This is a genomic window from Bradyrhizobium sp. USDA 3311 (genome assembly GCF_054062495.1).
In genome coordinates, this window is sequence record NZ_JBSSFI010000001.1 from 9,005,167 (window position 1) to 9,017,703 (window position 12,537).

The 12,537-nt window shown below is 61.6% G+C and carries 14 protein-coding genes and 2 pseudogenes; 6 read left to right on the plus strand and 10 right to left on the minus strand.

Annotated elements, in window-relative coordinates:
- Window positions 1-88 precede the first annotated feature (88 nt).
- The 3 genes from ACVWW6_RS42835 to ACVWW6_RS42845 are packed head-to-tail and all read right to left on the minus strand — an operon-like array spanning window position 89 to window position 1,555.
- Entirely contained in the window at window positions 89-1,204 is a 1,116-nt protein-coding gene (locus ACVWW6_RS42835) for a glycosyltransferase family 4 protein (RefSeq protein ID WP_161537157.1), read from the minus strand.
- 13 nt (window positions 1,205-1,217) lie between these two features.
- Window positions 1,218-1,352, minus strand: coding sequence for a hypothetical protein (locus tag ACVWW6_RS42840; RefSeq protein WP_256380432.1), 135 nt, complete (start codon window positions 1,350-1,352; stop codon window positions 1,218-1,220).
- Window positions 1,346-1,555, minus strand: a complete 210-nt coding sequence (locus ACVWW6_RS42845; RefSeq protein ID WP_161536399.1) for an SH3 domain-containing protein — start codon at window positions 1,553-1,555, stop codon at window positions 1,346-1,348. The genes ACVWW6_RS42840 and ACVWW6_RS42845 overlap by 7 nt, the downstream gene beginning before the upstream one ends.
- 100 nt (window positions 1,556-1,655) lie before the next feature.
- Between ACVWW6_RS42845 and ACVWW6_RS42850 the strand changes: the two are divergent.
- Window positions 1,656-2,087 (plus strand): annotated as a pseudogene (locus tag ACVWW6_RS42850) (ATP dependent DNA ligase); the annotation flags it as partial.
- Window positions 2,088-2,481: 394 nt separating this feature from the next.
- Here ACVWW6_RS42850 and ACVWW6_RS42855 read toward each other — a convergent pair.
- The 3 genes from ACVWW6_RS42855 to ACVWW6_RS42865 all read right to left on the minus strand — a co-directional run bounded on the left by ACVWW6_RS42855 (window position 2,482) and on the right by ACVWW6_RS42865 (window position 4,162).
- Window positions 2,482-2,652, minus strand: coding sequence for a hypothetical protein (locus ACVWW6_RS42855; RefSeq protein ID WP_202633057.1), 171 nt, complete (start codon window positions 2,650-2,652; stop codon window positions 2,482-2,484).
- 61 nt (window positions 2,653-2,713) lie between these two features.
- Window positions 2,714-3,031 (minus strand): hypothetical protein, encoded by a 318-nt coding sequence (locus tag ACVWW6_RS42860; protein ID WP_071911000.1) that lies wholly within the window; start codon window positions 3,029-3,031, stop codon window positions 2,714-2,716.
- Window positions 3,032-3,055: 24 nt separating this feature from the next.
- A complete protein-coding gene (locus ACVWW6_RS42865) occupies window positions 3,056-4,162 on the minus strand; it encodes a DUF1236 domain-containing protein (RefSeq protein ID WP_161536400.1) in 1,107 nt (368 codons plus the stop codon).
- 213 nt (window positions 4,163-4,375) lie between these two features.
- Between ACVWW6_RS42865 and ACVWW6_RS42870 the strand changes: the two genes are divergently transcribed.
- Together ACVWW6_RS42870 and ACVWW6_RS42875 are read left to right on the plus strand one after the other, a co-directional pair.
- Complete coding sequence (locus ACVWW6_RS42870) at window positions 4,376-4,603, plus strand: hypothetical protein (RefSeq protein ID WP_071910996.1); 228 nt, start codon at window positions 4,376-4,378, stop codon at window positions 4,601-4,603.
- 471 nt (window positions 4,604-5,074) lie between these two features.
- Window positions 5,075-5,275 carry a hypothetical protein gene (locus ACVWW6_RS42875; RefSeq protein ID WP_161536401.1) on the plus strand — a complete coding sequence of 67 codons (201 nt, stop codon included), beginning with the start codon at window positions 5,075-5,077 and terminating at the stop codon, window positions 5,273-5,275.
- On the opposite strand, the gene ACVWW6_RS42880 is transcribed toward ACVWW6_RS42875, so the two are convergent.
- Window positions 5,272-6,357, minus strand: a complete 1,086-nt coding sequence (locus ACVWW6_RS42880; protein WP_456683237.1) for an NAD(P)/FAD-dependent oxidoreductase — start codon at window positions 6,355-6,357, stop codon at window positions 5,272-5,274. The two genes, ACVWW6_RS42875 and ACVWW6_RS42880, sit on opposite strands and share 4 nt — an antisense overlap.
- Before the next feature lie 184 nt (window positions 6,358-6,541).
- Window positions 6,542-8,047: an FAD-dependent oxidoreductase gene (locus ACVWW6_RS42885; protein ID WP_456682894.1), complete on the minus strand. Its 1,506-nt coding sequence runs from the start codon at window positions 8,045-8,047 to the stop codon at window positions 6,542-6,544.
- Window positions 8,048-8,252: 205 nt separating this feature from the next.
- Here ACVWW6_RS42885 and ACVWW6_RS42890 point away from each other — a divergent pair, with 205 nt between their 5' ends.
- Window positions 8,253-8,768, plus strand: coding sequence for a YciE/YciF ferroxidase family protein (locus tag ACVWW6_RS42890; protein ID WP_038958320.1), 516 nt, complete (start codon window positions 8,253-8,255; stop codon window positions 8,766-8,768).
- 59 nt (window positions 8,769-8,827) lie between these two features.
- Complete coding sequence (locus ACVWW6_RS42895; protein ID WP_456682895.1) at window positions 8,828-9,322, plus strand: inorganic diphosphatase; 495 nt, start codon at window positions 8,828-8,830, stop codon at window positions 9,320-9,322.
- A gap of 264 nt (window positions 9,323-9,586) precedes the next feature.
- On the opposite strand, the gene ACVWW6_RS42900 is transcribed toward ACVWW6_RS42895, so the two are convergent.
- Both ACVWW6_RS42900 and ACVWW6_RS42905 read right to left on the minus strand, forming a co-directional pair.
- Entirely contained in the window at window positions 9,587-10,195 is a 609-nt protein-coding gene (locus tag ACVWW6_RS42900) for a cysteine hydrolase (protein WP_456682896.1), read from the minus strand.
- A 2-nt stretch (window positions 10,196-10,197) separates the two neighbouring features.
- A complete protein-coding gene (locus ACVWW6_RS42905) occupies window positions 10,198-10,848 on the minus strand; it encodes a phosphatase PAP2 family protein (RefSeq protein ID WP_456682897.1) in 651 nt (216 codons plus the stop codon).
- A 380-nt stretch (window positions 10,849-11,228) separates the two neighbouring features.
- Between ACVWW6_RS42905 and ACVWW6_RS42910 the strand changes: the two are divergent.
- Window positions 11,229-12,520, plus strand: a pseudogene (locus ACVWW6_RS42910) (NRAMP family divalent metal transporter).
- Window positions 12,521-12,537: the final 17 nt, after the last annotated feature.

Consider the following 12,537-nt stretch of genomic DNA (forward strand, 5'->3'; position numbering starts at 1 on the left):
AAGCATCCATTTGAACCATCCAATGGGATGGTACATGGATGTCATATGGATGTCCGGAGGCGGCGTTCAAGGGGCGGCGAAAAATCGGTTAGCTGGGCGCCGGTTGTTCGTCGGTCGGCATCGTTGCGCGCCGATGTTCAGCGTTTGGCGCCGCGAATGCCGCAGCCGAGTGCCCCACCGCGGCAGACATTAATCCGCGATACGCGCTTTCATACTCTCGCGCCATTCGGTCCGCGGAGAAGCGTTCCTCGAAGCGGGCGCGTATTTTTCGTCTGTCGAGCCGGCCCAGATCGCCCACGGCTCTGACAGCCTGCTCCTCGTTCTCGACGATGAAGCCGGTCACGCCGTCCTCGACGACCTCGGGCACGGAGCCGGAGCGGTAGGCGATCACTGGCGTCCCACAGGCCATCGCCTCGATCATGACGAGGCCGAAAGGCTCCGGCCAATCGATCGGAAACAGCAGGGCCGCGGCCTTTGCGAGGAACGGCTGCTTCTTCACCTCGTCGACCTCGCCGACGAGCTGGACCGCCCGACCGTCGATGTGGGGCTCAAGTTGCTTCTTGAAGTAGGCCGTCTCGCCGCGCGGAATCTTGGCGGCGATGCGCAAGGGCATTCCGGCGGCGCGCGCGATGCGGATGGCGTCCTGGGGGCCCTTTTCCGCGGTCAGGCGGCCGAGGAACGCCAAATAGGATCCTTGATCGAAAGACGGGCGAAAGTTGTTCGATGGCAGTCCGTGCTGGATCGTGGCGATCCAATTCGCCTCCGGCAACGGCAGACGCTGATGGTCCGATATCGACACGAAGCCCGCGCCGGGAAACTGCCGCAGCACCTCGGAAAGGCCCGGCAGGTCGAGCCGGCCATGCATGGTGGTCACGAAGGGCACGCCGAGCCGACTGAGCAGCGGAAGGGGCAGCCAGTCGATGTGCGCGTGGATCACGTCGAAGTCTTTCGCGCGCTTTGCGATCGCCTCCAGCAGCACGGCGCAGGCGGCATTTGGATCGGCGCCCTTCCGTCCGAGACGCAGCGCGCGGGGCCACACGGAATGAAGCTCGCCTTTCGTCCGGGAGTCGCCGCTCGCGAACAGCGTGACGTCGTGGCCGAGCTCGACCAGTTCATCCACCAGCCATGCCACGACCCTTTCCGTGCCTCCGTACAGCTTCGGGGGGACGCTTTCGGCCAGGGGAGCGAGTTGAGCGATGCGCATCGATGCCGATCCTCTAGACCGAAAACATCGAGCGGAAGAACAGGACGATGGCCGCGGAGGCAAGTTCTGAGACGGCCAGCAACGTCCAATCCGGCCTGGCGCTGTCGACCGCAGCTCGCCTGACGAGCGCCTCCACCAGCCTCAACATTCGTTTTCGGGAAGGCGCTCAAGGTAAGCCACGCCGAATCCCGTGAGTTCTTCGGCATCGCTCACATGCGCTTCCCATCTCCCTTGCAGATGACGCTCCAGCAGACAGCGGCGGGTGTCGGAAGCATCGACATTGCGATGCTTCGTCAGGTAGAGAGACCAGACCGTATGTACCGCCGTGCGCAGCGGGACGTCATCGACCATGTTCGGCTCCGACGAGAAGAGATATCGCTGGATGCCAACTCGTCTCGGAAGATGAAGTTTCTACTTTTCCCGAAAAATCGTGTCCCGTCGAGTCGAGTCAATCGACGGGCGCGAGATGTTCGCGCAGCCTGTAAGCTCGGACTCGAGAGCGTGGTATCGAAGGTCCGTGACTGCGCCTACGTGAGCGGCAGCGGCAACAATAGGGTGAAGAAGACCTGCGCGGAGCGGTAGACCCTGACCATCGGCGGCTTCGCGCTCGACGAGGGTAAACGAGACGGTATCTACCTCGGCTGACGCAAAGACGGCGAGCTGATCTACGCCGGCAAGGTCGACCATGGCTTCGACAAGGCCTCCGCCGCCGACCTGCAGAAGCGGCTGAAGCCGCTGATCCGGGAGACGCAGCCCTACGCGAAGCGCGTCGGCCACAAGGGCATCTGGGTCGAGCCGAAGTTGTTAGCGGAGATCCCGGGCCATGTCTGCGGAGGGCAAGGTCCGGCATCCCTACTTCAAGGGCTTGCAGGAGAATCTGTGATCGGTAGGCGCCTCGCCGCTCGACCGGGACGCCGCTGCATTGTCCCCGCCCGCAAATGCCTCGACTTGCAACGGCGACCCTGAACCTAAACGCCACATCGCGTTCAACGTGGCCGGAATCTTCATTTGCTCGCAAGCGCCTTTACCGGGACTGCAGCCCATGAGGCCGCCGGACTTGGATTGACCGGCTCGGTACGGCTAGGCGGGTACCGCCCTCCAAAACTTCCTAACGACCCAGAGGAACGATAGCTCGGCTGCCAAGTTTTCCCAAAGCCCCTGCCCCAAGGGGCAACCCCGAACTGGCCCCAGCTCACCGCCCCCCAAGCCCCCGAGCTGGGGCTTTCGGTTGTCTGCGAGCCCGCCAGGGGGCTGGTGAGTTAACGGCCCCTCAGTCTTTAGTCCGTCGGCTCTGCTCCGGGAGACTCTTCAGCCCCGAGAAGCTTCAGCGCGGTATCGATCTTGGCGAGAAGCGCCTGGATTTCGGCACGCTCGTTCGGGCCGGGTCCGGCTTCAAGCCGCGCCAGCAGTTGCTCTTTCTGTCCTAGCAATCTGGCAAGAGCGGCCATCCGATCACCGCAACGTCGATATCCGTAAGAAAGGGCCGCTCGGGAGCGGCCCTTTCTTTGGTCACCAACGGCCGGTGCCGAAGCTGAAGCCGATGCTCGGGCCACCGCCGTAGTAGCCGTAGCCGCGATCGTAGTATCCTGGTCCGCCGTAGTAGCCGTAGCTCCGGCGCACGACGTAACCGTCATCGTCGCCGTAATAGCGCTGGACATAGCGGGGACCGCCGGTCCGGAAGCAGCGGCCGTACTCGTTGCAAACGAGCCGGACCTGATCGATGCCCGATAACTCGGGTGAACCGACCGCGGTCGGATTGAGCGGAGCGGCGGGGGCAGCCGACGCCAACAAGGCCGTCGCGAAAGCTCCAAGTGCAATTGTCTTCATGAGCGTTCTCCTTCCTTGGCGAGATCAGTCGATCTCTTCGATGACACGACGTTCCTGCGGTTCTACGATGTAGGTGCGGCTATCCCGGTGAATGTATCGGTACTCCCGCAGACTCGGCGCCTCGCGATAGACCTCGTCCGGGAAAGCATCGATCTCCACGCCCTCCGGCACTCGCTCGCCTCGGCGGATCTCGGTTCGCACCGTACTGCCGGTCGTTTGTCGTTCGCGCTCGACGGGACGCGCCTTGGCGTGCTTGCGGATCACCTCGCGGTCACGATCGCTGAAGGTGACATTGCGTTGCTCGGAGCGCGCCGGCGCTGCCGCCGTCGAGCGGCCCGAGTACGGCATCAAGGCGACGATCTTGTAGCTGGAGGGCTCCACGATGACGATCTCGTCTTTCACCAGAACGAAGTCGTAGCCTCGGTACTGGGGCACGATCTCGACCACCTCCGCCGGCAGCGGCCGCACGCGGACGTCGCGCGGCACGACCGTGCCGACCGACAGCGAGAAGTTCACGTTGTTGAGGGGCTGCACGTTCAGGTGCGAAATCGACGTGCTGATCCGCGTCCGCTGCAGATCGTTGATGTTCACCGACGCATTCATGTTGGTGTTCGACGAGCGATCGGCCGTGTTCTGCTGGTTGTTCGGCTGCTGGGCCGTGTTGGTCGAGTTGCTTCCGGTCGGAGACTGCGCCTGATTGCTGGTCGAGGCCGGCGGATTCGCGCTCTGGGTCTGGCCGGTCGAGGGCGAATTGGTCTGCGCCTGGTTCGAGGGCGTAGTGGTCTGGTTGGAAGGCTGGCTGGTCTGGGCCTGATTGGTCGAGTTGCCGGAGGTCGGCGCCTGCGTGGTGTTGGACCCGGTCCCGGAATTGGACGACTGGTTCGCAGCGTTCTGACCGGTCGAAGAAGGTTGCTGCGTCTGGGCCGAGTTCGTCGACGGATTGCTGGCCTGCCCGGACGAGTTGGACGACGGTGTAGTGGCCGTGGAGGACGGCGTCGTCGTGGAAGTGGAATCCTGCGGTCGTTGCGCGGTCGGCGAATTCGAGTTCGAAGTGTTGGGGGACGACTGCGCAAATGCCGAAGTCGCAATCGCGACTGCAGCCGTCGTAGCCAAAAATAAACGCTTATTCATGTGAGACCTCCTGAATGCGGTCGCTTAACACGCGATGGCGGGCCGAGTTCCAAATCGGGAAAACTCGGCAATCAAAATTGCATTTGTCTCAGCGAGAGGAAGATTGCTGCGACACCGCAGCAGCGCGCTACGGCATCTTTCGGGAACAAGTGGAACTTGCAACTGAACCCGTCGTTGGCAGTGACTACTTTGAAGCCACTGGAGGAGACAGAAATGAAGAAGCTGATCGTTTGCGGCGCGCTCGCCGCGTTCGCTCTGGGTACCCAGGCGGCCAGCGCCGCCGAGTTCTACATCATCCGCGATGCCACCACGAAGAAGTGCACCGTGGTCGACACCAAGCCGACGACGACTACCACGACAGTCGTGGGCGACGGTGTCTACAAGACCAAGACGGAAGCGGAGTCCGCAGTCAAGACCACCAAGGTCTGCACCGAGCAGTAAGAACTTCGGACGGACCGGCATCGGCCCAGGCAAATACAGTTGCCAGTATTCCTGTTGTGGGTCGTCGCCCCGGCGATCGTCATCGGCGGCGCCGGCTATTGGTAAATTCACATGCATTGAGTAAATGGAGGTTCGCTTCGAAAGTGGCCCGTCCAATCCCCTCGGATGGGCCACTTCTCCGTCAAGCGCTGCTGTCCAAAGGACCCGCGTCCCTGCTCTCAAGGCATTCGAATATTTTCGGAGACGTCGTACAAGGCGACCGCCTCCGGCGATCGGAAAAGCGAAGTGAAGGCCGACATATTGCGCGTTGCCTGTCACTGCTTCAGATGCGGCTCTCACCCGTCTGGCTGGCGACCTCTCATCTCGCTCCTCAAGTCATGGGAGGCAACGATCCGCATCCGCGCCCCGTGGGTTGCAGGAACGGATAGCTGCCGAGACATTTGTTGTGCGGCAGGCCTGCAGGAGGATCAAATGGACAACGAAGACGCCATGGCGAAAATGAAAGAAGTGTCGGAAGGCGTGCGGGAGACTGCCCGCACTGTGCGGCAGAGTCTCGAAGAGGGTCAGGCCCCTGGCCAAGCGCTCGGCTTTCTCCGCGACGTGGTTCGTGAGGCTCCGCTTCCCTCATTGCTCGTCGCTTTCATGCTTGGCTGCCTTGTCGCCCGCCGCTAGCCGCAAATGTCACGGTCGATCGCAAAGTCATCGAGCAGGGGCGACGATCCTCCCGAAAGAAGCGAGCCGATGAGCTCCGCGGCGAGGAGGCTGAAGGTGACTCCGTTACCTCCATAGCCAAAGGCCGCAAAGATATTCTTGGAGCCGGGCACTGCGCCGATGAGGGGCAGCCCGTCGCGGGTGGTGTCGATGGCTCCTGACCAGGCGAATGCAACGTGGCTGGAGGTGCGGGGCCAGAGAGCTCTCAGGCGTTCCTTGAGCACCCTCACCTTTGTCGGGGTCGCCGCGTCACGAGCGTCAGGTTGAATAAGCCCCTGATCATCCTCACCGCCGAAGATGATGCGTCCATCGGATGTCGTACGGGCATAGTGGTAGTTCTGGGTCGCTTCCCAGATGAGCGCCTGCCCCGGCCATAGATTATCCGCCTGCGGCGCAGTTGCGATCGCCCAACTGGAGGCCGGTTGCTGAGCCGTGGGCCGCACGATGTCCGGCATGACATAGCCTGTCGCAAGCACCACATGGCGCGCCTCGATCGAAAACCCGTTTTCAAGGCCGACGGTCACGGTCGAGGCGGCGCCGTCATAAGCGACCGCGTTGGCCTTCAGAAGGCGGGCGCCGCGCTTGAGAGACAGATCAAGCAGACCGCGCGTGAGCAGAACGGGATCCGCGTCGGCTGCGTCCCTCGACAGGATGGCGCCCGCCCGGGCGATCGCGAAGCGTTGGAGAAGTTCGGCGTGGCCCAGTAAGAGGGATGGCAGATCAACGCGGCTTCTGAGGCTATATTCGTCCTGGATGAGCTTCGGGCTGTCATCGGCGGCAAGATAGAGCGAAAGACGTGGCCGCATGTGGCACGCGATTCCGTACTGCGCAATCAACGCCCGTAATCCCCGAGCGGCCTGGTGACTGGCGCGGTAGCAGCGGACTGCCTTCTCGAAGCCGTAAAGCTCGGTGAGTTGGAAGAGCGGACGGTCGATTTCCCAAAGTAGCATTGCGGTGCTGGCGACCGTGCTGCCGAGGCTTGGAACCTCGCGATCGATGATGACGACCTGCCGCCCCTGCCGGCTGAGACGCTCGGCCACCAGGGCACCCGTGATACCGGCACCTACGACCAGGACTTCGCAGCGAAAGCTGTCGGTGATCGGCTCTATGGACGGCGGCGGCAGAACCGCCCATGGTGTACGGGCGCTGCGCAGGTCGTCCTGTTCGATATCTTCGTCTTTGAAGATGGAACGCTCCCAAAAGGTGAAGTGATTTCGTCACGCAGCCTTATCTTTGAACGGGTCGCAAGGCCGAAACGGCCGGCGCATTGATCGGCTGGCCATTGGGCGCGAAGATCGAGCCGTGGCAGGGACAGTCCCAGCAGGTCTCGAAGCTGTTCCAGTGAAGATGGCAGCCGATATGGGTGCAGCTTGCCGAATGCAAATGCAGCTTGCTCGCTTTGTCCCTGTAGGCAGCGATCTTCTCGAGACCGCGACGCAGGACGGCACCCTCGCCCGGCGCAAGCTCCTCAAGGGAGCCGATTTCGCCGGGCGCTACATATTCGGCGAGATTTTGCAGGACGGTCAGATTCTCGCGCAGGAAGTTTCGAGCGGCAGCTAGAGGTTTGCGATCGGGCGCATAGACCGGCTGCCACGAGCTCTCTTCGCCGAGAATGAGCGCGGTATTCAGCATAGCACCCATCACACCATGGGTCAGCCCTTGACCAGAATCGCCCATCGCAAGATAAACGCGCTCGCTGCCGGGCTCGCGGCCGATGAAGCCGGCATAGTCAATAGTATCGAGAACCTGCCCCGACCAGCGGTGCGTGACCTTGCCAACAGCCGGGATCAATTCACGCGCCCAGCTCTCCAGCCGGGCTAAGCGCTGGTCGGCGTCATTCGCCTCGCCGCTTTTGTGGTCTTCGCCGCCGACAAGAACGAAATCATGATCGTCTGGACCCGTTTGCAGCCGCACATAGTGGTAGGGATCCTCGGTGTCCCAGTAGAGCGCGTCCGGAAGTTCACCCCGCGCGATCGCAAAAGCGAGCACATAAGTACGGTAGGGCGCAACCTTGGAATGCAACTGGAAGCGCTCGGCAATCGAGGCGTTGGTCGCGATCACGGCGTGACCGGCCGTGACCTGCCCTTGTGCTGTTCGCAGCGTGACGGCGCCGTCCCGTTCCGCAACCTCTTCGACAGGACTGTTGGCGAAGAAACGGACGCCGTTCGCCTCACAAACCGCGGCAACTCCAGCAAGGTACTTCAGCGGATGGAAGGTCGCCTGCCGGGGATAACGAAGCACGTGGCGGCTTTCACATCCCTTGAGCGGAACACCTACCAGTCGATGCACCGGCGCGCCGACTTCCTGCACTGCTTCCAATTCCTGGTCGATGATGTCGGCCGGCATGCCGTTGCCCTGAAAGAGGTACCCATCCAGCCGCCGGAAGTCGCAGGCGATCTTTTCGCTCGCCTGGATCTCTTCGATCCGGTCGACGGCGGCGGCCTGGCTTTCATAGAATAGCTTGGCGATTTCAGCGCCGCGCAGTTTCTTGAATTCGCTCATCAGATCGTCGCAGAGCGGCGCAAGGTGCGCTGAGGTGCGCGCCGTCAGGCCGCTCGCGATACCCTTGCGGTCGATGACGATCACCGACTGGCCCCGCTTGGAGAGTTCGTAGGCGGTCGACAGGCCAGCGATTCCGGAGCCGACCACTGCCACATCGCAATGCGCATCGCCTTTGAGCGCACCCGCTTCCGGCAATATCTCCGTCTCCATCCAGAGCGAGGTGCTGACCATGCAAAACTCCGTAGGAAGGCAAAACGCCGGCTTGATGCCACGGTTCCTCCCGCCCAGTCAGCAGGCTTCGCGAGCTGATTCTCGCGACGCGAATTCGCCAATTCGGAAGACGGGCCGAGGACCTGCGCAGCCGGCTGCGGTAGGGCGGTGAGGAACAAAGCCTAGTCCGCGCCGTTCCATCGCTTTAAGATCGAGGAGCGACGCCATGGGACTATTCTCAAAAGACATCAAGACGATGGACGACCTGCTGCTGCACGGCTTACAGGACATCTATTATGCCGAGCAACAGATCCTCAAGGCATTGCCGAAAATGATCGACAAGGCCACCAACCGGGATCTGGTCACGGGCCTTAAGAACCATCTCGAAGAGACGAACAAGCAGGTCGAGCGTCTCGAGAAGGTCTTCGAGAAACTGGGCAAGTCGCCGAGCGGCACGCAATGTCCCGCTATCGACGGCATCATCAAGGAAGCGGACGAAACGGCCGGCGAGATCGAAGACAAGACGGTACTCGATGCGGCAATCGTCGCTAATGCGCAGGCGGTCGAACATTACGAGATATGTCGTTACGGCACGCTGATCGCCTGGGCAGAAGAGCTCGGCCATGACGATATCGTGCGTTTCCTGACCACGAACCTGAACGAGGAGAAGGCCGCGAATACCAAGCTCAACACGGTTGCGCTGCGCAAGGGCGTCAACAAGAAGGCTTCCACCGCCGCCTGATCGCCGCGGGCCCGGCGGATGATTTCGCCAGGCCCGCACCCATTTATCGATGCCAATGCGTGATCAACTGTCGCCATGACCAATCTGACAAAGCTGCCGAGCTGGGCCGACGACGACAACATCTTCGCCGTTGTCGAGACGCCACGCGGAAGCTCGTGCAAGCTCGACTTCGATTGGCGGGTCTGACCTATCCTTACGATTGGGGCTTCATTCCCTCGACCAAGGCCAAGGACGGCGATCCGCTGGATGTGCTGATCCTGCATGATGCGCAGACCTACCCGGGCGTCGTGTTGCGCTGCCGCCCGGCCGGCATTCTCGAGGTCGAACAAAGGAGCAAAGGCAAGAAGGAGCGAAACGATCGCGTGTTTGCAGTGCCTGACCGGTCACCGCTCGAAACGGATCTCAAGGATATCCGTAATCTCCCCGCCCATGCGCGCGACGATCTGGAACAGTTCTTTCGGGCGACGAACGCGCTGGAAAACAAGGAGCTAAAATTCCTCGGCTGGCATGGCCCGAACCGTGCGATCAAGACCATCAAGCGCCTCGCCCGCTAGTCGGCCCCGGGACGACATCGGACTTGCTGAACACGGCTTGATGTTTCCCATCAGGGTTCGCCGTCATCCTTTGCCTGCTTCGCTTCTCTGGAAGCACTGAGCGCCGCCGCACGTCGCTCATAGTCGACAGCCAACGCCTCGATTTTCGAAGCCGCTTCTCGATCATTGATGGAAGCAGCCAAACGTCGACATCGCGACGCCTCCTCAATTAAGCGGTTAATCAGTTTCCCCGCCAGACTACGCAGGAAGGCAATTGACCGGCCGTCAATCGTCGACGCTCCAGCTCGCAAGGATGCTGGCAACGGGAGCCACCTCGATCTGCAAGCTGAACCGCTTGCTGTAAAGATTGATGAGCGCATCGTGGCTTTCATCAGACGAGCTGCAGAGCGCATCTTCGGCCAGGATGACACGGTATCCGATATCGACGGCAGCCAGCACCGTTGCGAGCACACAGACATCGGTCTCACCGCCGGACACGATCAGCGTATCCACCTGATGCTCATCCAGAAAGGCCTGCAGCCGGCTATTAGTGAATGCGCAGTAAGTTTGGCGGTCGATGACTGTGGCAGGCGGCACAAAGCGTGTCAGGTCCGGTATCAGTTCAAGCAACGCCGGATCGACCTTGTCGCGTGTCACGCATTCCCATTTCTCATAATAGGCTTTCCAGACGCCGCGCGCCTCGACTTTGTTGCGGACCGGAATGAAGCGCGTAAAGACGGTACGTTGCGGCGCGTGCGCAATCAGCCTCACTGCCTCAGGTAGCGCACTTTCCAGCCAGGGCGTTGCCCAGGGGGCACCCGGCGCGAATAACCTTTGCATGTCGATGCAGAAGTGGACAGCATGCGGACCGGGGGGTGCAAGAAGCTGGCCCATGACTAGGCCGAGCCCTGACGACCAAATCCCGTCAGTCGTCTTATGACGCGCTCGAGCACTGCACCGATCGCCAGACCCGCAAGCACATCGCTTGCCCAGTGGGCCAGCAGGAGAATGCGCGTCGACACCAGAACGGCGCCGAGACTCCACGCAAGATTGCGTTTGGCGGGCGGCAGGACCGCGGCGGCAGATGCGAGGGCGCCGACATGCACGGCGTGCCCCGAGGGGAACGCATCCAGCGCGCGGCCGGAGAGCGGGATGCCATGCAGATGGCCGCGCACGGTGCGCCGGTCCGGCCGCACCTGGTCAAATTGTGTTTTGAGAAGGTGTGGCAGCAGGACGGAGGCGAGCGTCGTCAGCAGCACATGATCGCTCGCGTGCCGCTGCGGCAGTGGCTTGGCGCGACACCAGAGCCACCATCCGACAGCAAGCGCGGTCAGAATATGCTCATCCGCTCCCCAAGTCATCGCGCCCGAAATCCGCTCCGGCAGCGGACGGGTGTGCCGCGCAATGGCACGCGCAAGTTCAATATCGGCGGACAAAGGATGCACTCGTATCGTCATCGACTGCCTTCTCTCGCAGATGTCCTTACGTCCTGCAGCAAACCGTAAAAACGCAATTGGAAAGCAGAACAAGTCGTCCTGCTCTTTCAATCAACCGCCTCGAAAACCGTTCCCCGGCGAGGAACTGTGCGCCGAACGGACGCGTTGGATGCGAGGGACAGATCAATGGAGGAGAGAGCCATGGGCTTTGGACGAGGCGCATTGTTGTGGCTGCTGGGCATACCGCTGCCGATCATTCTGCTGCTCGCGATCTTCTGGCACCATTAAACCGGCGGCACAGGTCAGGCGAGCCTGTCGGCCAAAGGGACTGTCGAAGTGCCCTGAGCAACCGGCTTAGCGTAAATATTAGTGCCGTACCTTGCGTGTGCGGGCGTCCCGCATCAGGCGTTGAGCCCGACCGATGAAGCCCTCATTGCTTCTTGACGTTGCAAACGGGACGCTCGGCACCAGTCCTAACCCCGAGGAAGCACATGGCAAGGGCCGACGCCAAAAAGCCGGATCGAAGGACGGGCCTTTTGAAGCGGCTCGGACCCGGCCTGATCACGGGCGCATCGGATGACGATCCGTCTGGGATTGGCACTTACAGCCAAGCGGGCGCGCAACTTGGTTTTGGCATCGGCTGGACGATGCTCCTGAGCTACCCCCCGATGGTGGCGATCCAGGAGATTTCGGGCCGGATCGGTCGGGTGACGGGGCACGGGATCGCAGGCAATGTCTGCCGCAACTATCCCGGCTGGGTGATCTGGGCGCTAGTCAGTTTTCTTTTTATCGCCAACACAATCAATGTTGCAGCCGATCTCGGAGCCATGGCGGATGCCGCAAAGCTGGTGATTGGCGGATCGGCGGTCGTGTACGTCGTTGTCTTTGCGGTCATCTCGGTGCTGGCGCAGATCTTCATTGCTTACAAGCGCTATGTCGCGATCCTTAAATGGCTGACGCTGGTGCTTTTTGCCTATGCGCTCTGGCGGTCGTCAAAGTGCCCTGGGCTGACGCCCTTAAGGGACTATTCATCCCGAAGATCGAATGGAGCGGCGCCTTTCTGACGACGTTGGTCGCCATTCTCGGGACAACGATTTCGCCCTACCTGTTCATCTGGCAATCCTCGCAGGAAGCTGAGGAGCAGCGCATCAATCCCAAGAAGAATCCGCTTAAGGAGGATGTGCGTTCTCAAGGACGCGAACTCTGGCGCATTCGCCTCGATACGATTATCGGCATGGCCTTCTCAAACCTCATCGCGATCGCGATCATCATCACGACGGCCGCCACCTTGCATCAGCAGGGGGTGACCGACGTGCAGTCATCGGCGCAGGCCGCGGCGGCCTTGAAGCCGATTGCTGGGCCACTCGCCGAGCTGGTTTTTGCGCTCGGCATCATTGGCACGGGTTTGCTCGCCGTTCCGGTGCTGGCCGGCTCGACGGCCTATGCCATTGGCGAAGGCCGCAGATGGCCCGTTGGCCTCGCCCGCAAACCGCGGCAGGCCGCGGCGTTTTATTCGGTGCTTGCCCTCTCGATCGGCCTCGGTGTGGCGCTCAATTTCACGCCGATTGATCCGATCAAGGCGCTTTACTGGAGCGCGGTCATTAACGGGGTGCTGGCAGCACCGGTAATGGCTGTTTTGATGCTGCTCGTCAGACGGCCTAACGTGATGGGCAAGCTCGTGGTCGAAGGTTGGCTGTACTGGCTTGGCTGGGCATCGACGGCGGCGATGGCTCTTTGCATCGTCGGCATGGCGGTCAGCATGCTGATGCCGGGATCGTCCTAGAAACGGCAAGGCAAGGA